Source organism: Mesorhizobium sp. P2_H9, assembly GCF_056403215.1.
Map to the genome: position 1 here is coordinate 81,692 of NZ_JBFUFX010000018.1, position 20,967 is coordinate 102,658.

Consider the following 20,967-nt stretch of genomic DNA (forward strand, 5'->3'; position numbering starts at 1 on the left):
CTCCTAGCTCAACTGATAAGGTGCGAGAACCGCCGCAGCGGGCGCGGATTTGAAGAAATATTCCACCGCGTCCGCCTGCTTGCCGGCCTCCAGCGAGGCGAGGCTGAGCCAGGGTGCCCAGGCGCCGGGCCGCAGTGCATATTTCTCGCGTCGCCGGATGACGTTCCACTTCCCGGTCCGCGTCAGCAGTTCATGCGTCAGCGGCGGCTGCTTTTCGTCGGCGACGAGCTGGTAGAGGAAATAGAACAGGTTCAGCGCGCCGGCCGCGAAGCTCGGCTGCGTCTCGGCCGGCAGCGAGCAAATCCGCCGCTCCAGCGTGACGATGAAGTCGGCCGCACGGGTAACCGTGTCGAGGCTGACCGCCTCGCCGATGTCGCGCAGGTCCAGCGTGGAGTCCGCAAGGCCCTCGCGCTCGAGGTTCTCGGCCACGATCCGCAAATGCGTCCTGCGCATCTCCTTGCTGTGCCGCTGCGTCACGCTCCCCTCATGGGTGCGGTAGATGACCAGGTTTTCGGGCATCATCGCGGCCGGGTAGCGGCCGGCCAGCCGCCTGAACAGATCGAAATCCTCGGCGTGCCTGTAGGTCTTGTCGTAGAAGAGATCGTCGTCTGCGATGACCTTCCTGTTGTAGACGACCGTCGGGTGCATGAAGATCGTGAAGAACTTCGCCAATATGGGCAGCTGGCCGAACTGGAACACCGGATCGGGCCTGCCCCTGGCGATGCGGCCGCGGATCAGCATGTCGACGCCGGCGCCGCAAAAGCCGAGCTCGGGCCGGCGCTCAAACAGCGCCACTTGGCGCGACAGGCGCCACGGATAGGCGACGTCGTCGGCGTCCATCCGCGCCACCAGCTCGCCCTGGGCTTTTCCCAGCCCTTCGTTGAGCGTGGCGACGAGGCCGCGGTTTTCGCGCGAGATGATCGAGATGCGGCTGTCGTCTCTCTGGTACCGCTCGAGGATCTCGAGCGAATTGTCGGTCGAGCCGTCATCGATGGCGATGACCTCCAGGCGGCTATAGTCCTGCCGCAGGATGCTTCCCAGGGCTGCGGCAAGATACGGCCCGGCATTGTAGACCGGCAGCACGACGGAGACGAGCGGCGCGGCGGTCATCGACTTGCATCCGTTCGCTGCAGCGCTGGCGTGCGACCGTCGCGCGACCCGCTGGTATCCGCCGCCCTCGCGAACCTGCCGGCATGGCCGGCGCCTGCTTTCGGGGCGCGCGCGACATAGGGGAAGTGGCGCTTGAGGCTGTTGAGCGGCCTTTCGAACACCACCCAGGAAATCGAGGCCGCGACAATCGTGGCCGCGCCCGCAACCAGGAACCGCCCTGGTCCTTGCTCCGAGACGTTGAGCGGAATCCACGGCTGCAACTTGACGGCGAGCGACAGTAATATCGGATGATAGAGATAGACGCCGTAGCTGATGCGGCCGAGACCAAGCAGCGGCGGCAGGTCGAGAAGCTTGCCGATTGTGCCGCCAAGGCCGTTCGAACAGGCGGCGACGATGACCATCAGGGGCACCAGCGGCAGGATTTGCCGCACCAGCCAATGGGCCCATTCCAGCATCGGATCGGCAGGCGCCGGGATAAACCACTCGATGACAAGAAATGCGGCCGCGAAGGCCGGCCAGCCCAGCCGCATCCATTGCGGCACGGCCGCGCCTCTGGAGCGCCAGCAGGCAAGCAGCGCGCCCGTCGCCAGCGCATCCATGGATGCCGGCGGCAGCAGGTCGCGCGCCAGCGCCGTGTTGGCGGTGAGCGGCCAGTAGAAGCGATAGGCCAGTGACAGCGCGATGACGCCGATGCAGATCTGTTCGAAGCGCCGGCGCGGCGCAAGAAGCACGACCAGCGGCCAGGCAATATAGAACTGCTCCTCGATGCTCAGGCTCCAGAAATGGCACAGCACCCAGGGGTTCCAGTCATTGTGCAGCGCATACCAGAAGTTCGAGAGGTAAAGCGCATGCCAGACCAGCGATCCCCTGGACTGCTCCAGGTCGACCAGCCAGACGAAGGCCAGAACGGCAAAATAGGGCGGGAATATCCGCAAGCCGCGCCTGATGTAGAAGGACCGCAGCGCCGGGCCGGTTTCAAACGCGGCGGCTGCGCGCGCTTCCAGCAGCAGGCGCGTGATCAGGAAGCCGCTCAGCACGAAGAACAGCCGCACGCCGATATGGCCCCAGAACGAAGATCCGCCAGCCGCGAAGAAATGCGAGTACATCACCATCGTCACCGCGACGGCTCTCAGCGCATCCAGTTGGGTGTCGCGGGTATTTTCCATCACCGGCATCCGCCATGTCCGAGCCGCCAGCCGGTCGTTTCGAGCAGCACGCGAGGGGAGGCGTGGCTCGCCAGCACGCCGGTGCCATCAAACCCGCGCTTTGCAGGCGGGCCGGGCTCGCAATCGACGAACGGACAGGCAGTCAACCTGGCGGGATCCTTCACGGCATATTTCCAGTCGCAAAACGAGTCCCCCGGGAATGCTTCGGCCACGGCATTGTGCAGCGCAACACAAAAAATCTACCCCGCTGAAATACTTGCGTGAGCAGATGCTAAAAAATCAACGAAAACAGTTCGGTTTTCACCGATATGGCGATTTTTGCGGACTTCCTCCTGTCGCATAAGGCGCACTGGTTTCGCCTGAAAGTGGTTGCTCAGAACATCCCAGGATTGGCGGGCGAAAATTATTCAACATTTGACAAATCGCGAGAAGTTATACTGAAATATGTTTAAGGCGGGTCGATTACACACTTGCCTCATGACGAATGAATTTGAACCGTTGGCTTTGGGCGATGCAGCATGATTCGCTGCTGCAGTTGCGGTTTGGCGGTTGAATGCGGGCCAGGAAGGCGAGGGTACAAGAGGCGGTTGGGAAGCAGGCAGACGGTGCGCCGGGCGGTTTGGCTCGTCAGGGCAGACGAGTGTGAAAGCAACCGAATGCAACCTGAAACCAGATTGAAACATCTGTGGCGACAGGCGACATGCCTGCGAAACGCCCCGGGGGGATGGTCGAGCTCAGGCCAGAAACACGAGGAGCGTCACCGATGACACCCGACCAGATCAAACTTGTCCAGGACAGCTTTCGCGAGGTCGTCCCGATCCGCGCGGCTGCCGCCGCCATTTTCTATGAACGCCTGTTTGCCATCGACGAGAACCTTCGGGCGCTGTTTCCGGTGCGGGACATGACCAAGCAAGGCGCCAAGCTGATGGCGAGCCTCGGCTTCGTCGTGCATGGGCTGGATCGTGCCGAGACCATCCTGCCCACCGTGCGCGAGCTCGCCAAACGGCACGTCGGCTACGGCGTCGAGGAGCACCATTACCCGATCGTCGGGCAAGCACTGATCGAGACGCTGGACGCCGGTCTCGGCGCGGCCTTTACGCCGCCCGTGCGTGAAGCCTGGGAGGCAGCCTACGGCTTGCTCGCCAGTGTCATGATCGCGGCCGCCCGCGAGGTCCAGCTCGCGGCGTGAGGGCAGGCAGGCACGATGCACCGCTGACGAATTGTCATGCCGCACGGCATGACAATGTTCGCCACTGGCCTCTTGCGGGCGTCAAGCGATCTTGACGTGCCGTGTGACCTGGCCATTGCTCTCCCAGTAGGTGTGCTTTTTGGCGATCAACGGGTCGTCCATTGCCGGTTGAACCTGTCCCGTGGTGCTGACCGCGCGCGAGGTCACCGTGTGTTCTCCCGGCGTGGGGTTTGGCCAGGCCAGGGACCAGATCTTCCAGGCGTGCTCGGCCTCTTCTGAGTGGTCGATGGTCGCAGGCGCCCAGGGCCCCTGATCGATCTGCACTTCGACCCGGTCGATCGGCGCTCCCCAGGCTGCCCCGACGATGGCGTAGTCCGAGCCTTTCTTGGTGACCTTTGCGGGTGCCGACTTCAGCAGCGCCCGGCCCACCGAGGTCTCGGCCCATACGGTCTCGCCATTGTGGTCTTCCTCCCGGATGGTGACATAGTCACGCGCCATCAGCAGGCTCATGAACCTTGTGTCGCGAACCTCGATGCGCTTCAGCCACTTGACGTTGGCGATCCCGTACCAGCCCGGAGCAATGAGCCGCAGCGGCGAACCATTGGCCGCCGGCAGGGCGGCGCCGTTCATTTCATAGCAGAGCAGGTTGTCGGGGTTCATCGCATCAGTGAGCGACATGCTGCGCGCGAAATTCTGCTTCATCTTGACGTCGCGTATGGCGACCTCGCTTTCGTCGGTACCGAAAAAGACCACCTCGATGCCCTTCTCCAGAACGCCGGCTTCCTCGAGGATCGGCGCCAGCGGCGTCCCCGCCCAGCTTGCATTGCCGATGCCGCCGGTGAAAAACGGAAAACCGTGGTTGCCCGAGCATTCCACCGTGAAAACGACCTCCTGGCGTGGCCGCGCCTTGATGTCGGCGAGCGTCAGCTTCAACGGCTTTTTGACTTGGCCATCGATCTCCATGGACCAGCTCTTCTCATCGATCGTTGGCCGATTGAAATGCGAGATGCTGAAGAACTTGTCGTTTGGTGTTATCCAGCTATCCAGATCCTCCCAGACGAGCTGCGTCTTGATCCCATCCGGATTGGGATTTTCTGTCGGCTGATCCAGCCACGGAACAACCTCCTCGCCCGCCTGCGTTGGAAAAGCGTAGGCGCGACGCGAGAGAGCGATTGCGACAAGAGCAGCACTTCCTTGAACCAGAAGTTCTCTGCGTTGAATGCCATGCATGTTGTTTACCTCCCAGTTGATCCGGAGCAGGCTGCAACGTGCGTTAGGCCGAAGCCTGATCACGGGTAGGCGACACAATAAAAGTTATGCCCAGCCGGAAGTATCCGGACAGGTCAAACGATCACCGACGCACCTCAAGCATGTGAAGCGTTGGACGAAACTCTAGCTTGCGTTTCGCAATCTAAGAGTGCGCCTTTGAAAAGGACGTGTCCACAACTTGGGCGGGACATGACAAGTTTTTGGCGTTGCAGAGCGTTCTTCGCCCCCTGCCAAAATCGTTGCTGCTCAGAACGCAAAAAAATTGGCCTGAGCCTGGGCTTCGTCATGCATGGGCTGGATAGTCCATCCTCGAGTTCGCCAAACGCCACGTCGGCTACGGTGTCGAGGAGCATCATTACCCGATCGTCAGCCAGGCGCTGATCGAGACGCTAGCGACCGGCCTCGGCCCGGCCTTCACGCCGGCGGTGCGCGAGGCCTGGGAGGCAGCCTACGGCCTGCTCGCAAGTGTCATGATCGCCGCCGCCGCGAGGTGCAACTGGCGGCGTGAGAGCAGGCGCGCCGCGCGGCGTCGGCCACGATCCGCCCGGCGCTGCTCGATGGCACGGCCCTTTAGAACCGCCCACCCTTAAGGTCTGCCACTTCCTGGACGATGACTTGGAAAGGCAGAACGAAGAAATCGAATGCCTCGTAGACCGCAGTAAGCGCTTCGCGCAAAACTTCTTCCGTGTTGTCAAGTATCTGGCTTGCGCTGGTTTCGCCACGCACGACCACCGTTTCCGTCTGGCTGATGCGAGCGTAGCTCAGCGGTCCCCGGTTACGGTCCAGAACACGCAATTCGCGCCCATTTAGGCCGTGGTATTCCGCTTTGAAGAGGATGGTCGGGTCGTCGCTCCATTGGCGGGCGAGGCGCGCCACGAACAATAGCGCATCTCCCAGTCGCCATATTGGAGTCGTCAGGCTGAAAACTGTACCAGGCTCGAAGCGGCCATTGGAATCCTCGTCATAGGCTCGGACCTGGAACAGCCGACCATCGGGATGCGCGCGCCAGAAATCGACGTTTTTGCTGTTCCGGCCAATTTCCTTTGGAGTTCCGATCCAAGTCTGAATCACGCCGTCCACTGCCGCTGGCGCGATGGGCTGTCGGGAGAGGACTATAAACGGGCTCCAGCCCGTGTGTTTGATTTCCGCGGCTTTTTCCATCCGCTGGTTCAGCTCTGCCAAGGTTTTGGCCGGGGGGACACCTACGATCTCAAAAGTGAACTCGTAGCGGCCGTAGGGCATCCGCGCGATGTCGTCTGACGGGAGCCGACTTATCAACGCCTCCCACTTTGCTCGCGACTCTTCACTGAATTCCTGAAGTCGATCGACTGGAAGCTGGGGGGCAGTCGATAGCCCGTAGAACACCGTTCGGATGCTCTCCAGCATCGTATCCCTGCTCGCCTGCATATTCTGCGCGAAAAGGCCCCGCCACTCATCGGCGGTGAAAGGTTCCTCGCTCTTGGGTCCAGGTTTACGGATGTAGGTTTTCTGAGAGGCGATAACGCCCTGTAGATCCTTCTTGCACATTATCGGTACGCCATGCGGGCCGGGAACGACTATGAAGGCGTGCTCGTGACCGGTTTGAGGATGGTTGAGGTGTACGACCTCGCAATGAACTTGTGGGTCCGAGTACTTGTTGACCGCGGCGTTCACCGCGTCTGACGTGTACCGAGGAACTTCCTGTGCGCGGAGGGTCGATGCAGGGGGGTTTCCGGCCATACCCATGACGATCGTTCCTCCGCCATGGTTCGCGAGGGCAATTGTCGCTTTTGCCAAGGTGGCCCGCCCCTCTGCTGTGGAGAGGTCCAGCCATGCCTTGAATTCGGTAGAAAGGGTTTCTTCTTGAAGCTGGAAAAGGTGTTTCAATTCATCTGGATTCGCCATAGCCAAATAAATAGCAAGTTAGGCAGTCACCGGAAAGACTTACGCGACGATAACGGTCGATCGGCGAGTTCGACTTGGTCGAAGCGCGGGACACATTCCAAACAGGCAGCCAGCGAATTGAATTGCCGCCGCCATGTCGGGGCCGCATCACCAACGTCATTTTGAAACAGTCCGACTGCTGGCACCGGCAACCACGCGCCGATGTGAAGGGTGACAAAATGCCTTCTAGCAGGCGCGATCGGCGCTACACGAGAACCGCGCCATCCGCATGATCGTTCCGAAGGAGGGCGGCTGCCTCGATCGGCGCTCTCTCTAGCGGAACGTCATCGGAAAAGATCTGTTCGATAGCCCCCCTGTCCATACCGCTACCAAGCGCAATCGAAGACAGGACAACCGCATCGAGATCGAGCAGTTCGGCCGGTCGTGCGAGCAATTGCCAGTGATAGCTGTCCTTCATTGCGGCACGAATATTTTCGGCCCGAGTCGCCGCAATCGTGGCAAAGCCGCGCGCAACGAATTCAGGCGTGTGCGCCTCCTTGGACTCACGCTGTCTCGCCATCCACTCGGCCATGTTGGAATAGGTCGCCGTCGAAAGGCCGGTCGTGCCTACCGGATGGCCGCCGTTCCGTTCTAGGGCGCGTCGCATTGCGAAACCGTCGACGAACAGAGTGGGCTGTGGCGTCTCGCTGATCAGCCATTCGGCCTGCACTAGCGAGAACATCTGGCGTGGCGCGTTGCGCGACATCTCAGCCATCGGGCCGCCGGGCGTGGCGCGTTCCCTCGCCTGCTGCCGATCCCATTGCCGGCTAACGCCCTCGATCAGGTCTTGATATGGCGAGAGCTGTTCGCGCGCCGTTTTTGTTTGCGCGAGCGCGATATATGTCGATCCTGTGGTCAGGCCGAGTTGCAGAAAAAGGTGGCCGGACTGAAGCAAGAGGTTGCGGGCTTCCTCCGTTGCTCCGATCATCAACGCAACGCAGGCGGCATCCCGAAGCAGCGTACCGGCGCATGCTCTATGCAGTATGTCTTCTGAAGGAGTGTCCAGATGTGCCTGGGCCCTCGATTGGAGGAATTTGATGCGCTGATGCAGGCGCTCGGGCTCGACGCCAGGAAATAGGGCGGCCATCAAAAGAGATCCCGGATATTGCTGAGAGGCGTCGGTTTTATATGGTCAGGGTTGTCCCAGATGAACTTTGGATCCTTCGTGCTGAACGCTCCGTCCCACCACTCAACCTTTTCGATCTGGTTCGCTGGAATGCTGACCTTGGCCGTGATTTCCCCTTCGAGCTGGAAGGGCGACCAGCGTTGATAGATGTTGAGGTCGCGCACCGGTTCGGCAACTGCCGAGAGGGCAACGGCCCTGTTGTGGCTCGTGGGCACCCAACAGTAGAAGAGGGCGCCCGGCCTTGTCCAATCCTCTGTCGCGAACATCAGAGCGGTGTCGACCGCGGAATAGATGAAGTTGTTTCTGACGAGAGTATCACGCTCAACCGAGCCACAGGCTAATGAGATGAAGGGAGTGTCATCACGATAGGCATCATAGTCGTGCAGGTGTCGGTCGAGATTGTGATCGGTCAACACGTCAGCAACCATCGGGGGCGTAATGCTCTGCATTTTGCGCCACCAATTCGAAGCAATACCATGGGCTCCCAACACGAAATCCTGCGCTTCGGCCTCGGTGAGGCCGTCGCCGCCATGGAGTTCGCCCGCAATACCCTTGACGCAGCGCTGGATGTACATTTAGCTCTTCCGTCGTTCCAGGGCATCTAAGATGAGGTGGAAAAGCTCGTCTGGGCGGGCGGTCAGGCCAAATGCACCTGCTGGCAAGGCCTCCGGTTTTCCGACGTAGAAAATGAGTGGCGGGCTCAGTGTAGCGCTCGTTACCTGTGAAAGAAATTTTCGTCCGGCATGAGGGTCATCTCCGCGCGCCATGTCAGACAACACCAGATCATAAATTGCCGACTCTAGGCGCTGCTCGGCATGCCGGTCGGAGCTTGCCAGGTCGATCGTCGCGCCGAGCTTGTGAAGCATGCCGATCTCGATCCCGTTGCTACCGGGATGGTCGTCGATCCACAAGATGCGTGCTGAAGCGATGAGATGTTGGAGTCGATCGAGCCGCCTTGCCAACTGATCTCGGAGCTGAGTTGGAAGATCGATCTGCTTGGCTTTCGCCGCCTGCTCGATCTCCGACTTAAATTCCACCTCTAACCCCCCGAAGCCAACCTTCGTTGCTCGAGAGAAAGCTTCGCGGATTCGCGATGGGCCGATGATGAAGAATATGGTTAGAGCGACGGCCGCCCAGAAAAGGTGGGGTGCCCACGCGAGTATTTGCTCCCATGGAAACGCACTCGTCGGCGGATCTCCCGCAATTCTAACCTCAAGCAGCATTCGCCCCCAACTTCTTCCCGTGCAACAAATATGATAATATCAACGCCATCTTTGGTACAATCCTATTTCGCATTTGCAGTCGACGATAGGCCATCAGAGAATAACTAGACCAGCCATGCGAGTTAGCTGCACAGCTTTGGCAAATGAAAACTGCGGGAACCGTACCGCTACTCCGGCGCTTATCACAGCCCCACAAACACCGCCGCCACGCCCGCCACCATCAGCCCCAGCGTGATGTACAATCCCATGATGATCACGCGGATGATCTTCTCGCCTGAGCGTTGCAGTTCTGGAGCAGCTCCAGCGCCCTGCCTCTCGCCCTACGCCGCCCCTCCACTGGCGGGATCGCCTCCTGTTGCACATACCACGCCCTTCCCGGATGTCGCCGCATCTTGTTTGAAAGGGGCAGCGAATCTCCAGCGCAGTTCGGAAGGCTGCAGACTCGCGCGCGTTGCCTGCCCTTTCCAGACCCTCATTCCACCCCCTCCATTAACCTTTCATTAACCATGGCTGGCTAGCGTTTACCGATCAGTAAGGAATCGCTGTCCGTGACCTTCGCCGCCCCCGTCGAGACCAAATCCATTCGCTTTCGTGCCCGCTCCTTCGTCGCCTTCACGCTGACGCCGGAGGCGCCGCTGGATGCCTGGCTGGAAAGCCTCGATCGCTGGATCGGCAACTCGCCGGGTTATTTCTCGGGCCGGCCGGTGCTGCTCGATCTCAACACGCTGAAGCCTGATGTCGCGGCGATCGGTTCGCTGGTCGCCGTGCTTGGCCAGCGCGGCATCCGCATCTACGCCATCGAGCTCGACGGCAAGCCGGCGCTGGAAGCCAATCTGCCGCCGGTACTCATCGGCGCCAAGGAGGCCACCACCGATGGCCTGCTGGCGCAGCCCGGCCGCAAGGCCCCGGAAGCGACGAGCAAGGCGGAGGAGGGCAAGCCACAGGAGGCTCCGGCCACGCTGATGATCAAGGCGCCGATCCGCTCGGGACAGCTGGTTTTTCATCCGCATGGCGATGTCATCGTGCTCGGCTCCGTCGCCTCCGGTTCGGAGATCGTCGCCGCCGGCTCCATTCATGTCTATGGCACGCTTCGTGGAAGGGCTTCGGCAGGTGGGCTCGGCAATGCGGCTGCGCGCATTTTTTGCCGCAAGAACGAAGCCGAATTGCTGTCGGTGGACGGCTGGTATTGCACGGCCGAAGAGATGGACCCGTCCGTGCGCGGCAAGGCGGTCCAGGCTTTTCTCGACAATGGCATGCTGCGCATCGCGCCGCTCGGCTGAACGATGCTCGGCTGACGGCAAATCGACGAAAAAATATCAGGCAATTCAACGAACAATAATGGAGGCAGTTTGATGGGCAAGGTAGTGGTGGTCACCTCGGGCAAAGGGGGCGTCGGCAAGACGACCTCGACGGCGGCCCTCGGTGCCGCGGTCGCCAAGACCGGCAAGAAGGTGGCCCTGGTCGATTTTGACGTCGGCCTGCGCAACCTCGACCTGATTATGGGCGCCGAGCGTCGCGTGGTGTTCGACCTGGTCAACGTCATCCAGGGCTCGGCCAAACTCTCGCAGGCGCTGATCCGCGACAAGCGGGTGGAAACGCTGTTCCTGCTGCCGGCCTCGCAGACGCGCGACAAGGATGCGCTGACCGAGGAGGGCGTCGGCGAGGTCATCGACAAGCTGCGCTCCGTCTTCGACTACGTCTTCTGCGACAGCCCGGCCGGCATCGAGCGCGGCGCCCAGCTCGCCATGCGCTTTGCCGACGAGGCGGTCATCGTCACCAACCCGGAAGTGAGCTCGGTGCGCGATTCCGATCGCATCATCGGCCTGCTCGATGCCCGCACCTTGCGGGCCGAGCGGGGCGAGCAGATCGCCAAGCACGTGCTCGTGACACGTTATGATGCCGCCCGCGCGGCTCGTGGCGAAATGCTGTCGATCGACGACGTGCTGGAAATCCTGTCGACGCCGCTGCTAGGCATCATTCCCGAGAGCCAGGATGTCTTGCGCGCCTCCAACCTCGGTTCGCCGGTGACGCTCTCGGATCCGCTCAACGCCGCGGCCAAGGCCTATATCGATGCCGCCAGGCGCCTCGAGGGCGAGGAACTGCCTGTCATCGTGCCCTTCGAGCGCAAGGGTTTTCTCGATCGTCTTCTGGGAAGGAGGGCGGCATGAACCTGCTCGACCTCTTCAAGCGGCGCTCCAGCGCGCCGGTGGCGCGCGAACGGCTGCAGGTGCTGCTTGCCTATGAGCGCCGCAGCCGCAGCCAGCCCGACCTCGTCTCCATCCTGCGCGAGGAGATCATGGCGGTCATTGCCCGGCATGTGCAGATCGACCAGGACTATCTGCAGGTCTCGATGGACCGCGGCGAGACCATGTCGACGCTGGAAATCGACATCCAGATCCCCAACAAAAGTGCTGTGCCGCTGGCCATGGCGGGGTGAGCTTTACCCTCCCCCTTGTGGGGAGGGTCGATCCGCAAAGCGGATCGGGGTGGGGTCGGCGCCAAGCGCCCCCCTCTGTCCTGCCGGACATCTCCCCCACTTGGGGGGAGATCGGCAGGTTCGGCGCCTTGCTCATTTCTGCAACGTTGGCGATTGGCGAAGGCCGCCATGACAGCCAATCTCCCCCCGTGTGGGGGAGATGTCCGGCAGGACAGAGGGGGGCGCTGTCCYGCCGACGGTTCCTCTGAATTCATTTGAAGTCGAGCCCGTCCTTATTTTATTGGGGCGAGGAAATCCTGCACGGGCGGCGCCAAGCACCCCACCCGGACCTGCGGTCCGACCTCCCCACAAGGGGGAGGTGGGGAGCCCGTCCCGTCCGCCGCTGCATTCATCCCCTGAAAGCCTCCGCCGCCGCATGTGCAGGCTGCAGACCCCACACGATGCCGGGTGCAACCGTGACGTCCCCCTTGACTTGTTCATATTAACAGGAATAAATCATACATAATGCCGTGAAAAAAGACGGCGTGTCTGGGAGGACCGATGAAAATTACGGCCATCAAGGCGCTGGTCTGCAATGCGGAAATGCGCAACTGGGTTTTCGTTCGGGTTGAAACCGACGAGCCCGGTCTGTTTGGCTGGGGTGAGGCGACGCTGGAATGGAAGACGCGGGCCGTCGTCGGCGCGCTGCAGGACCTCGAGGCCCTGCTCATCGGCCAGGATCCGCGCAATGTCGAACAGTGCTACCAGATCCTGACGCGGCACGGTTTCTGGCGTCTCGGCGTCGAGGGTATGTCCGCCGTCAGCGGCATCGAGATCGCGCTCTGGGATATCTTGGGCAAGTCGCTGGGCGTCCCGGTCTGGCGGCTTCTCGGCGGCCAGGTCCGCGACTTTCTGCGCACCTACACGCATCTCGGCCTCGGCGACATGAAGGCGGTCTATGAGAGCGGGTCGGCGGACACCATCGTCGAACGCGGACGCATCGTCACGCAGGCTGGCTATGACGCGGTCAAGGTCGTCTGCATTCCCTACACCCACTATGTCTCGCCGGCGAAGGCGGTGGACTCCGTTGCCAACATGGTTGGCGCGCTGCGCGAGGCCGTCGGTCCCGATATCGACATCATGGTCGATTTCCACGGCCGCCCGGCCTCCGTCAACGCGGCGATGGACTATTTGAGGGCCATCGAACCGGCCCGCATCATGTTCGCCGAAGAGCCGGTGCCGCCCGAAGATGTCGCCGGCCTGGCGCACATCACCGCGCGGTCGACGGTGCCGATCGCCTCCGGCGAGCGGCTGATCGGCCGTCGCGAATTCACCCACTCGATCGCCGCGCGCGCCTTCAACATCGCCCAGCCCGATATCTGCCATACCGGCGGCCTGCTCGAGACCAAGAAGATCGCGGCCCTGGCGGAAACCGCGGGCATCGGCCTTGCCCCGCACAATCCGCTCGGCCCGATCGCCGGCGTCGCCGCCCTTCACTTCGGCATCTCGACGCCGAACGTCATCATCCAGGAGGAAATGTCCGGCGCGGTCGCCTGGTACGACGACGTCGTCACCTGGCCGATCCAGCGCAAACCGGGCCGCTGGGACGTGCCCGAACTGCCGGGCCTCGGCGTCACCGTCAATGAGGATGTCATCTCGCGCCACCCCTTCAAGCAGGAAGTGCTGCATGCCCGCAACGCCGTCATGCCCGACGGCACTGTGGTCGATTGGTGAGCGCCATGACAGGCAGACTTCAGGGAAAGATCGCAATCGTCACCGGCGCCGGGCAGGGCATCGGCGCCGCCACCGCGCGGGCCTTTGCAGCACAGGGGACAAAGACCGTGATCGCCGAACTGAATGCGGCAAGCGGCAAGGCCATCGCCGACGCATTGCGGGCAGAGGGCGCCGACGCGCTTTTTGTCGAAACCGATGTCACCGACGCAGCGGCGGTCGCCGACATGGTGGCCAAGACGATCGCGGCCTATGGCGGCGTCGATGTCCTCGTCAACAATGCCGGCGCCAACGTCTTTTACGAACCCTTGTCGATGCCGGACGAGGAATGGGACCGCTGCCTCAGACTTGACCTGCAGGCCGCGTGGTTCTGCGCCAAGGCGGTTCTGCCGACCATGCTGGCCAAAGGCGCGGGGACGATCGTCAACATAGCGAGCTGCCACGCTTTCAAGATCATTCCGCACACATTCCCCTATCCGGTCGCCAAGCATGCGCTTGTCGGCCTGACCCGCTCGCTCGCCATCGAATATGCGGCGCGCGGCATCCGCGTCAACGCGATCGCGCCCGGCTATGTCGAGACGCCGATCGCGGAAGCCTACTGGAACACATTTCCAGACCCCGCCGAGGAGAAGCGGCGGGCCTACGACCTTCATCCGCCCAAGCGCATTGGCCGGCCGGACGAAGTTGCGATGACGGCGGTCTTCCTCGCTTCCGACGAAGCGCCGTTCATCAATGCCGAGACGATCACCATCGATGGTGGACGCTCGGTTCTCTACCACGACTGATAACCACCAAGCAGGGAGGATCCACATGAAAACCACGACCAAGGCATTGGCAACATTGGCGATACTGGCTGCCGGACTGATGGCCGGCGCGGCAAGCGCCGACGACATCAAGATCGGCTACATCAACAAGATGGGCGACCATCCATGGTTCGTCGCCGAAGTCGGCGGCGCCAAGAAAGCGGCCGAGGCGGCCGGCGCCAGCTTCGTGTCGCAGGACGTCCAGTTCGACGCCAATCTGACCATCACCACCTTCGACACGATGGTCGGCGACGGCGTCAAGGGCATCGCCATCGTCGTTCCCGACAAGGCGCTGGGACCGGTCATCGCCGAGAAGGCAAAGGCGGCGAAAATCCCCCTGGTGGCGGTCGACGACGACATCTACTATCAGGACGGCACCCAGGTCCCCTATGTCGGCATGAATGCCTACAACATCGGTGCGCGGGTCGGCGAAGAGCTGGCCAAGCTCTACAAGGCCGACGGCTGGGCCGGCAAAGAGGTGCGCATCGCCTCGATCGAAGACCGCAAGGCCGACACCTGCATGCAGCGCAACAAGGGCGCCGAAGAAGCGTTCCTGAAGGCGGTGCCCGACTTCAAGCCGGCAAACATCGTTCGCGTCCCCTACGACAACACTATGGTCAATTCCATCGACGTCATGACCACCACATTGACGGCCAACCCAAGCGTCACCAACTGGATCTTCTATTCCTGCAATGATGACGGCGTGCTGGGTGGAGCGCGTGCGCTGGAAAACGCCGGCTACAGCCCGGACCAGGGCATGGGCATCGGCATTGACGGCAGCCGCGCCTGCGATGCCTTCGGATCCGGCAAACCTTCGGCATTCCGTGGTACGATGTGGCTCAATTCGGAAAATCACGGCGCGCTGGCGGTGAAGATCCTGCTGGCGTCGATCAAGGATGGAACGCCGCTGCCGGTTCAGTCCTTCACCGACCCGGAATACATCACCGCCGACAACTTTGCCTCGGACTACAAGGCCAAGCTCTGCAAGTGAACCGGACATGCGTCATGCGTCGCAAAGGCGCATGACGCTTTCCAGTCGCAGGGATCTATCCCCCAGGGAGTGAGCTTTGACGCAACCGGAATTCTTCTCGCTCGACAGGGTCTCAAAACGCTTCGGCGTCGTGCAGGCGCTCGACGACGTCTCGATTGCCTTCCGGCCAGGCGAGGTGCTCGCTCTGGTCGGCGAGAACGGCGCCGGCAAATCGACGATGATGCGCATTCTCGAAGGCGTGTTCGCTCCCGACAGCGGCACCGTGCTGCACGGATTAACGCCCATCGTCTTCGGCGAACCGCGCGACAGCCACAGAGCCGGCATACGCGTCATCCATCAGGAGCCGGAGATCGTGCCGAACCTGACGGTGGCCGAGAATATTTTCGTTGGCGAACTGCCGCGGCTGGCGGGCGTGCTGCTCGACTGGCGCAAGCTCGAGGAGCGGACCGACCGCGTGCTTGCGACCTTCGGCATGCAGCAGGACATGCGGCCGCGGCAACTGTGCAGCACGCTCGGTCCGGCACAACGCCAGATGATCGAGATCATGCGCGCCATCCGTGCCGGCGGCCGGCTGATCGCCTTCGACGAGCCGACCTCGTCATTGACCGATGATGAAGCGCGCCGCCTGTTTTCCGTCATCCGCCGGCTGCGCGAGGACGGCACGTCGGTCATCTACATCTCGCACCGGCTGAACGAGATCATCGAACTGGCCGACCGCATCGTCGTTTTGCGCGACGGCAGGCTGGTCGACAATTCCCCGGCGGCGGGTGCCAGCGAACAGGGCATAGCCAAGCTGATGGTCGGCCGCGACATTGCCGATCTGTTCACCCGCGAGACCTGGCGGTCGGGCGAACAATTGCTGGATGTGACGGGCTTGACCACCGACCGCGTCAGCGATGTCAGCCTCCGGGTTCGCCGCGGTGAAGTGCTCGGCATCGCCGGCCTCATGGGCGCCGGTCGTTCCGAACTGGCAAAGGCGATTGTCGGCTATGACCGGCGCCTCGCCGGCACCATAGCCATGAACGGCGTGCCCGTTCTCCCCAACAGTCCGCATGCGGCGATCGTCGCGGGCATCGGTTTTGCCCCGGAAGACCGCAAGCACGAGGCGTTGCTCCTGTTTCGTAGCATTCTCGACAACGCAGCACTTTGCGTGCCCGACAAGACATCGAGCTTCGGCTTCTTCAACCGGCGCAAGGCTTTGGAGATCGTCTCGCCGCTGGCAGCGAAAATGTCGATCAAGGCGCCCAATCTCGACGAGCAGGTTTCGAAACTGTCGGGCGGCAACCAGCAAAAAGTCGTTCTGGCGCGCTGGCTTGCCCGGCAACCGATGCTGCTCATCCTCGACGAACCGACGCGCGGCATCGACATCGGCGCCAAGGCGGAAATCTATCGGCTGATCGATGAGCTCGCGGCAAGCGGCATCGGTATCATCCTGATCTCCTCGGAAATGCCGGAACTGATCGGCCTTGCCGACCGGGTTTTGGTCATGGCGGGAGGCCGCATCACGGCCGAACTGTCTCGCCCCGACATCGACGAGGCGACGATCCTCAAACACGCCATGCCGCAATCCGCACCTGCGCCCGGAGACCACATCCAATGAACAGCCTCGAGCTTCGCGCCTCGAAAGCGCAGACCGACGCCAGGGGCGCTTCCGCGCGCCTGGTGGAGCGCCTTGGCGTTCACAACATCAGCCTTCTGGTCGCGCTCGCCATTCTCGTCGTCATCTTCGGCTCGCTGCGCGGCGACGTGTTCTTCTCCAGCCGAAACCTGCTCAACATCGGCCTCGGCATTACCATCCTCGGCGTGCTGGCGATGAGCCAGACCGTGGTCATTGTCGCCGGCGGTCTCGATATCGCTGTCGGCGCCACTGTCGGCCTGACCACCGTCTCGACGGCAATGGCCATCCAGGCGACCGGGTCGCCGGCGGCCGGCATCATCGCCGGCCTGGTGCTTGGCGGTCTTGCCGGTCTCGTCAACGGCATCATCATCACCTACGGCCGGGTCAACGCGGTCATCGCCACGCTCGGCACCATGGCCATTTTCCGCGGCATCGCCTTCATCATGTCCGACGGCCAGTCGATCGCCATCTTCAGCGACACGTTCCGCTTCATCGGCATCGGACGGATTCTCGGCCTGCCGCTGCTGATCTGGATTCTTGTGCTGACCGCGATCGTGTTCCACCTCTTCCTGGCGCGCTCGATCGTCGGCCGCAACATCTATGCGCTCGGCGGCAATCCGGTTGTCGCCCGCTTCTCCGGCATCAACATCAACCGCTACCGCGTCGGCATCTACATCATGAGCGGCGTTGCCGCCGGGCTGGCCGGGATCCTGCTCGCCGCCCGCACCGGTTCGGGCCAGCCCGTATCCGGATCGCAGGGCCTGGAGCTTGAGGCCATCACAGCCGCAGTGCTGGGTGGCTGTGCCTTACAGGGCGGCAAGGGAACGATCGTCGGCGCGCTGCTCGGCGTCGCCATCATTGGCGTGCTCAACAACGGAATGATACTGACGTCGGTGCCAACCTTCTATCAATTGCTTGCAAAAGGCTCGCTGCTGATACTGGCTGTCGTAATTGCCGAGTATCACTTGAACAGGACATGACGATGGAAGCGGCCGCCGCTGCAATCGATCAAGGCAAACCGGACCCGTCTTCCGGGGATGGCGCGACGTCGTCGCTCAAGGATCGCATCGCCCGCGATCTCGGACAGCGCATCCTTGCCGGCACCTACGCGCAGCACGCGGTGCTGCCGACGGAGGCTGAACTGTGCGTCATCTACGGCGCCAGCCGCACGGCACTTCGCGATGCGCTGCTGACCCTTTCGGCCAAGGGGCTGATTGAGGCGCGCAAGCGCGCCGGCACCCGTGTGCGCGTGTCGAGCGAATGGAACCGGCTGGATGCGCAGGTTCTCGAATGGATGCGCGATATCGAGCCCGATCTCGATTTCGTCCGCGGCCTGATCGAGGCGCGCTTGGTCATCGAGCCGGCTGCCGCCCAGCTTGCGGCGAAGATGGCGACCTCGGGCGATCTCGCAGTCATCGAAGCCGCCTATGAGGCCATGCGCATCGCGCCGGAGGATGACCTCGCCGCCTGCCTCGACGCAGACGTGCGGTTTCACACGGCCATCCTGCGCGCCAGCCGCAACCCGGTTTTCGCCAATCTCGGCAACATGCTTGCGGCAGCCCTCAGCTTCTCCTTCCGACTGACCACATCGGCCACCGCCAACTATCAGCAGACGCTCAGCGCCCATGGCGACGTGCTTGAGGCCATCCGCATGCGCAGGGTCGACGAGGCCCACGACCAGATGAAGGCGCTGATCGGCATCGCCTCGAACGACCTGCTCGCGGTCGCCCGCAAGGGCCGCCATCAACAGCCGGCTCCCGCTGCCAGGGCCGATACCGTCTGAGTTTGATGATCGAGACCATCAAAATTCGAAGCGGCGACCTGTCCACCGAAATCGTCCCATCGCTTGGGGCAGGTCTGGCGCGGTTCGATTGCGGGCGCGTGCCGCTGTTCAGGCCATGGCCTGACGGCGGCAGCACGAACCCATTCGATCTCGCCTGCAATTTGCTGCTGCCATGGTCAAATCGCATCTCGGGCGGCGGCTTCACCTTCGAGAACAAATTCCACCAACTGCTTCCCAACCTTGCCGGCGAGCCGTATCCCATTCACGGCAATGGATTTTCGAGCGAATGGGATGTCGACAGTGTGACACAGGACAGGGCGCAACTGTCGCTCGTCAGCGACGGACCTGACCCGTACCGCTATCGCGCCGAGGTGAGCTACACGCTGACCGCACAGGCGCTCGACCTAAAACTTCAGATCGTCAACCGCGCGCCGGTCAGCCTGCCGTTCGGGCTTGGCATCCATCCCTGGTTGCCACGAACGGCACGGACAACGCTTCACGCCCCGGCGTCGCAGTTTTGTCTCGAACGGCCCGATCATCTCCCCGACAGGTTCGTCGACGTCAAAACCCGTCCCGATTGGGATTTCAGCACGCCGACCGCCTTGCCCGGCGGATGGATCAACAGCGCCTTTGCAGGTTGGGACCGCGTCGCTACCATATCCTGGCCGGAGCAAAAGTGCGGTGTCAGGGTCGAAGCGTCCCCGCCGTTGAATTTCTACCTCGTCTATTCGCCATCGCGGGCAAGCGATTTCTTCTGCTTCGAGCCGGTCAGCCATGTCGTGGATGCTCATAACCGCGGTTCGATCGACCCATGGAATGGGTTGGTAGTGCTTGGCCCGGAGGAGGGTCTGACAGCGCGCTGCAGCTTTGCTGTCACCTAGCAGGCCACTGCGCCGACCCGCGATTTTTTGCCCTATATATTAGCGGCACCCGGGGCTAGCATAGGGTCACTGGGAGGTGGGGATGACAAACGTCGCGATCCGCCGGGCGGACTTCATGATGGTCCTCGCCTATGCGTCGGACCTTGCCACCGGCCATTCTCGCGACTTCGCGCTGAAATCCTGCGTGCTTGCGATGCGGATCGCCGATCTTGCCGGCGTTTCCGAGCAGGATCGGCGCAACGCCTACCACCAATCGATGCTCCGTTATGCCGGTTGCAATGCCGATACCGACCTCATGTCGGCCACCTTTGGCGACGAAATCGCGCTCCGTCAGGATCTCGTCGGCCTCGACATGGGCAACCGTGCGGAACTGGGCAGGGTCTTCGTCCAGGCCTTCAAGCGGTTCTACTACGATCTCGAGCCTGACGCCCAGGCGAAGGCGATCGAGGCCGGGCTGTCGCAGGCGATCGCGGTGGCCCGCCCGGTCCTGACCGCGCATTGCGAGGTCGCGCAGCGGATCGGCGAGCGGCTCGGCCTGTCCGAGGACATCCGGCGCAACCTTGGACAAATCTACGAACGCTGGGATGGCAAGGGTCTGCCGCGTGGGCTGAGCGGCGAGGATGTCCTGCCGGCTGTGCGACTGATCACATTGGCGCAGGACGCCATAGCGCTCAGCGATGCCGTCGGTATCCAAGGGATGGCCGAAATCGTCGCTAGCCGCGCCGACGGCCCATACGAAGCGGATCTGGCGCGGCTCGTCTCGGCCAACGCGCCGGCGCTGATGGAAGGCATCGGGGCGACGGTCGACCGCGAGACCATCCTGGCGCTCGAGCCCGACCCGCCGGTGACGCTCGACGAGGCGGCCTGCGACGAGGCGTTCCTCGCCATTGCCGACATGATCGACATGCGCATGCCGTTTACCTACGGCCATTCTCGGATGGTGGCGGAACTGGCCGAGGGAGCGGGGGGACAGATGGGGTTGCCAGCCGCCGACGTCCGCGCGTTGCGCTGGTCGGGCTGCATCCATGACATCGGCGAACTCGTGGTGCCGGTAGCAACCTGGATGCGCAACGGTCCGCTGTCGGTGCGCGAGCGCGACGCAGCACAACTGCACGCCTATTACGGCGAGCGGGCGCTGGCCTCGTTCGGTCGCGAGGGTGAGGCGATGGCAGCACTCGTCCTGCGCCATCACGAACGCCTGGACGGTTCGGGCTATCATCGCAAGGTCCACGGCTCCGACCTGTCCCCGGCGGCGAGGATCCTTGCCGCTGCCGAAGCCTTCCAGACGTCGCGAGAGGAACGTCCTCATCGCCGGGCGCTGTCCAGCGAGGCGGCGGCAACGCAGTTGCGCGCCGCCATTCGTGAGGGCTGTATCTGCCCCGACGCGGCGGAGGCCGTGCTGTCCTTCGCCGGGCAGCCGTCGCGCCGGGCGCCGCCCCGGCCACTGGCCGGAATGACGCCACGCGAGATCGAGGTGCTGCGCCTGATCGCCGCCGGCCTGACAGTCAAGGAAGCGGCGCGCAAGCTGGATATCTCGCCCAAGACCGCGGACCACCATATCCAGAGCGTCTATGCCAAGATCGGCGTGACAACCCGCGCCGCCGCCGCGCTCTATGCGGTCGAACACGGCCTTGTCCGGCCCGGCGAAACGCAGGCATAGGGAATCCACCCCATGTGCGCCCGCTTCGGGGCGCGCATCGTGATCCTGTCGACGGACCAATGGTGGCCGCGACCGACA

General features: G+C 62.6%; 20 protein-coding genes. 13 read left to right on the plus strand and 7 right to left on the minus strand.

Features of this window, described 5'->3' with window-relative positions; genetic code table 11:
* Positions 1-3 precede the first annotated feature (3 nt).
* Positions 4-1,110 (minus strand): glycosyltransferase family 2 protein, encoded by a 1,107-nt coding sequence (locus tag AC1DXN_RS27800; protein ID WP_477277608.1) that lies wholly within the window; start codon positions 1,108-1,110, stop codon positions 4-6.
* Entirely contained in the window at positions 1,107-2,276 is a 1,170-nt protein-coding gene (locus tag AC1DXN_RS27805; RefSeq protein ID WP_477277610.1) for an acyltransferase family protein, read from the minus strand. The genes AC1DXN_RS27800 and AC1DXN_RS27805 overlap by 4 nt, the downstream gene beginning before the upstream one ends.
* 763 nt (positions 2,277-3,039) lie before the next feature.
* Between AC1DXN_RS27805 and AC1DXN_RS27810 the strand changes: the two genes are divergently transcribed.
* Positions 3,040-3,465 (plus strand): globin family protein, encoded by a 426-nt coding sequence (locus AC1DXN_RS27810; protein WP_477277612.1) that lies wholly within the window; start codon positions 3,040-3,042, stop codon positions 3,463-3,465.
* Between the two features lie 81 nt (positions 3,466-3,546).
* Here AC1DXN_RS27810 and AC1DXN_RS27815 read toward each other — a convergent pair whose 3' ends face one another.
* Complete coding sequence (locus AC1DXN_RS27815; protein ID WP_477277614.1) at positions 3,547-4,695, minus strand: sulfite oxidase; 1,149 nt, start codon at positions 4,693-4,695, stop codon at positions 3,547-3,549.
* Positions 4,696-5,096: 401 nt separating this feature from the next.
* Here AC1DXN_RS27815 and AC1DXN_RS27820 point away from each other — a divergent pair, with 401 nt between their 5' ends.
* The gene (locus AC1DXN_RS27820) at positions 5,097-5,324 is read left to right on the plus strand and encodes a hypothetical protein (protein ID WP_477277673.1); all 228 of its coding nucleotides are present in this window, start codon (positions 5,097-5,099) and stop codon (positions 5,322-5,324) included.
* Here the strand turns inward: AC1DXN_RS27820 and AC1DXN_RS27825 are convergent.
* The 4 genes from AC1DXN_RS27825 to AC1DXN_RS27840 all read right to left on the minus strand — a co-directional run bounded on the left by AC1DXN_RS27825 (position 5,305) and on the right by AC1DXN_RS27840 (position 9,006).
* Entirely contained in the window at positions 5,305-6,600 is a 1,296-nt protein-coding gene (locus AC1DXN_RS27825) for an AlbA family DNA-binding domain-containing protein (protein ID WP_477277616.1), read from the minus strand. The genes AC1DXN_RS27820 and AC1DXN_RS27825 overlap by 20 nt on opposite strands.
* Before the next feature lie 262 nt (positions 6,601-6,862).
* Positions 6,863-7,744, minus strand: a complete 882-nt coding sequence (locus AC1DXN_RS27830; protein ID WP_477277618.1) for a hypothetical protein — start codon at positions 7,742-7,744, stop codon at positions 6,863-6,865.
* Positions 7,744-8,358 carry a hypothetical protein gene (locus AC1DXN_RS27835; RefSeq protein ID WP_477277620.1) on the minus strand — a complete coding sequence of 205 codons (615 nt, stop codon included), beginning with the start codon at positions 8,356-8,358 and terminating at the stop codon, positions 7,744-7,746. Before AC1DXN_RS27835 ends, AC1DXN_RS27830 begins: the two co-directional genes overlap by 1 nt.
* Positions 8,359-9,006 (minus strand): hypothetical protein, encoded by a 648-nt coding sequence (locus tag AC1DXN_RS27840; RefSeq protein ID WP_477277622.1) that lies wholly within the window; start codon positions 9,004-9,006, stop codon positions 8,359-8,361.
* Positions 9,007-9,554: 548 nt separating this feature from the next.
* On the opposite strand from AC1DXN_RS27840, the gene minC reads away from it, so the two are divergent.
* From minC to AC1DXN_RS27895, 11 genes are all read left to right on the plus strand, one after another.
* The gene (minC, locus tag AC1DXN_RS27845; RefSeq protein ID WP_477277624.1) at positions 9,555-10,286 is read left to right on the plus strand and encodes a septum site-determining protein MinC; all 732 of its coding nucleotides are present in this window, start codon (positions 9,555-9,557) and stop codon (positions 10,284-10,286) included.
* 72 nt (positions 10,287-10,358) lie between these two features.
* Positions 10,359-11,174 (plus strand): septum site-determining protein MinD, encoded by an 816-nt coding sequence (minD, locus tag AC1DXN_RS27850; protein WP_477241997.1) that lies wholly within the window; start codon positions 10,359-10,361, stop codon positions 11,172-11,174.
* Positions 11,171-11,443, plus strand: coding sequence for a cell division topological specificity factor MinE (gene minE / locus AC1DXN_RS27855; protein ID WP_477277626.1), 273 nt, complete (start codon positions 11,171-11,173; stop codon positions 11,441-11,443). Before minD ends, minE begins: the two co-directional genes overlap by 4 nt.
* Positions 11,444-11,983: 540 nt before the next feature.
* A complete protein-coding gene (dgoD, locus tag AC1DXN_RS27860; RefSeq protein WP_477277628.1) occupies positions 11,984-13,156 on the plus strand; it encodes a galactonate dehydratase in 1,173 nt (390 codons plus the stop codon).
* Positions 13,157-13,161: 5 nt separating this feature from the next.
* A complete protein-coding gene (locus tag AC1DXN_RS27865; protein ID WP_477277630.1) occupies positions 13,162-13,938 on the plus strand; it encodes an SDR family oxidoreductase in 777 nt (258 codons plus the stop codon).
* Between the two features lie 25 nt (positions 13,939-13,963).
* On the plus strand, positions 13,964-14,947 hold the full coding sequence (locus AC1DXN_RS27870; RefSeq protein ID WP_477242005.1) for a substrate-binding domain-containing protein: 984 nt from the start codon (positions 13,964-13,966) through the stop codon (positions 14,945-14,947).
* A 76-nt stretch (positions 14,948-15,023) separates the two neighbouring features.
* Entirely contained in the window at positions 15,024-16,547 is a 1,524-nt protein-coding gene (locus tag AC1DXN_RS27875; protein WP_477277632.1) for a sugar ABC transporter ATP-binding protein, read from the plus strand.
* Positions 16,544-17,545 carry an ABC transporter permease gene (locus tag AC1DXN_RS27880; protein ID WP_477277634.1) on the plus strand — a complete coding sequence of 334 codons (1,002 nt, stop codon included), beginning with the start codon at positions 16,544-16,546 and terminating at the stop codon, positions 17,543-17,545. Before AC1DXN_RS27875 ends, AC1DXN_RS27880 begins: the two co-directional genes overlap by 4 nt.
* Before the next feature lie 2 nt (positions 17,546-17,547).
* A complete protein-coding gene (locus tag AC1DXN_RS27885; RefSeq protein WP_477277636.1) occupies positions 17,548-18,348 on the plus strand; it encodes a FadR/GntR family transcriptional regulator in 801 nt (266 codons plus the stop codon).
* Positions 18,349-18,353: 5 nt separating this feature from the next.
* Positions 18,354-19,229: an aldose 1-epimerase gene (locus AC1DXN_RS27890; protein ID WP_477277638.1), complete on the plus strand. Its 876-nt coding sequence runs from the start codon at positions 18,354-18,356 to the stop codon at positions 19,227-19,229.
* 82 nt (positions 19,230-19,311) lie between these two features.
* A complete protein-coding gene (locus AC1DXN_RS27895; protein ID WP_477242015.1) occupies positions 19,312-20,889 on the plus strand; it encodes an HD domain-containing phosphohydrolase in 1,578 nt (525 codons plus the stop codon).
* Positions 20,890-20,967: the final 78 nt, after the last annotated feature.

Excerpts from the sequence above, each read along its gene's own strand:
- AC1DXN_RS27800 (WP_477277608.1), bottom strand. The coding sequence starts at position 1,110 with ATGACCGCCGCGCCGCTCGTCTCCGTCGTGCTGCCGGTCTACAATGCC.
- AC1DXN_RS27805 (WP_477277610.1), bottom strand. The coding sequence starts at position 2,276 with ATGGAAAATACCCGCGACACCCAACTGGATGCGCTGAGAGCCGTCGCG.
- AC1DXN_RS27810 (WP_477277612.1), top strand. The coding sequence starts at position 3,040 with ATGACACCCGACCAGATCAAACTTGTCCAGGACAGCTTTCGCGAGGTC.
- AC1DXN_RS27815 (WP_477277614.1), bottom strand. The coding sequence starts at position 4,695 with ATGCATGGCATTCAACGCAGAGAACTTCTGGTTCAAGGAAGTGCTGCT.
- AC1DXN_RS27830 (WP_477277618.1), bottom strand. The coding sequence starts at position 7,744 with ATGGCCGCCCTATTTCCTGGCGTCGAGCCCGAGCGCCTGCATCAGCGC.
- AC1DXN_RS27835 (WP_477277620.1), bottom strand. The coding sequence starts at position 8,358 with ATGTACATCCAGCGCTGCGTCAAGGGTATTGCGGGCGAACTCCATGGC.
- AC1DXN_RS27840 (WP_477277622.1), bottom strand. The coding sequence starts at position 9,006 with ATGCTGCTTGAGGTTAGAATTGCGGGAGATCCGCCGACGAGTGCGTTT.
- minD (WP_477241997.1), top strand. The coding sequence starts at position 10,359 with ATGGGCAAGGTAGTGGTGGTCACCTCGGGCAAAGGGGGCGTCGGCAAG.
- minE (WP_477277626.1), top strand. The coding sequence starts at position 11,171 with ATGAACCTGCTCGACCTCTTCAAGCGGCGCTCCAGCGCGCCGGTGGCG.
- dgoD (WP_477277628.1), top strand. The coding sequence starts at position 11,984 with ATGAAAATTACGGCCATCAAGGCGCTGGTCTGCAATGCGGAAATGCGC.
- AC1DXN_RS27865 (WP_477277630.1), top strand. The coding sequence starts at position 13,162 with ATGACAGGCAGACTTCAGGGAAAGATCGCAATCGTCACCGGCGCCGGG.
- AC1DXN_RS27870 (WP_477242005.1), top strand. The coding sequence starts at position 13,964 with ATGAAAACCACGACCAAGGCATTGGCAACATTGGCGATACTGGCTGCC.
- AC1DXN_RS27880 (WP_477277634.1), top strand. The coding sequence starts at position 16,544 with ATGAACAGCCTCGAGCTTCGCGCCTCGAAAGCGCAGACCGACGCCAGG.
- AC1DXN_RS27885 (WP_477277636.1), top strand. The coding sequence starts at position 17,548 with ATGGAAGCGGCCGCCGCTGCAATCGATCAAGGCAAACCGGACCCGTCT.
- AC1DXN_RS27890 (WP_477277638.1), top strand. The coding sequence starts at position 18,354 with ATGATCGAGACCATCAAAATTCGAAGCGGCGACCTGTCCACCGAAATC.
- AC1DXN_RS27895 (WP_477242015.1), top strand. The coding sequence starts at position 19,312 with ATGACAAACGTCGCGATCCGCCGGGCGGACTTCATGATGGTCCTCGCC.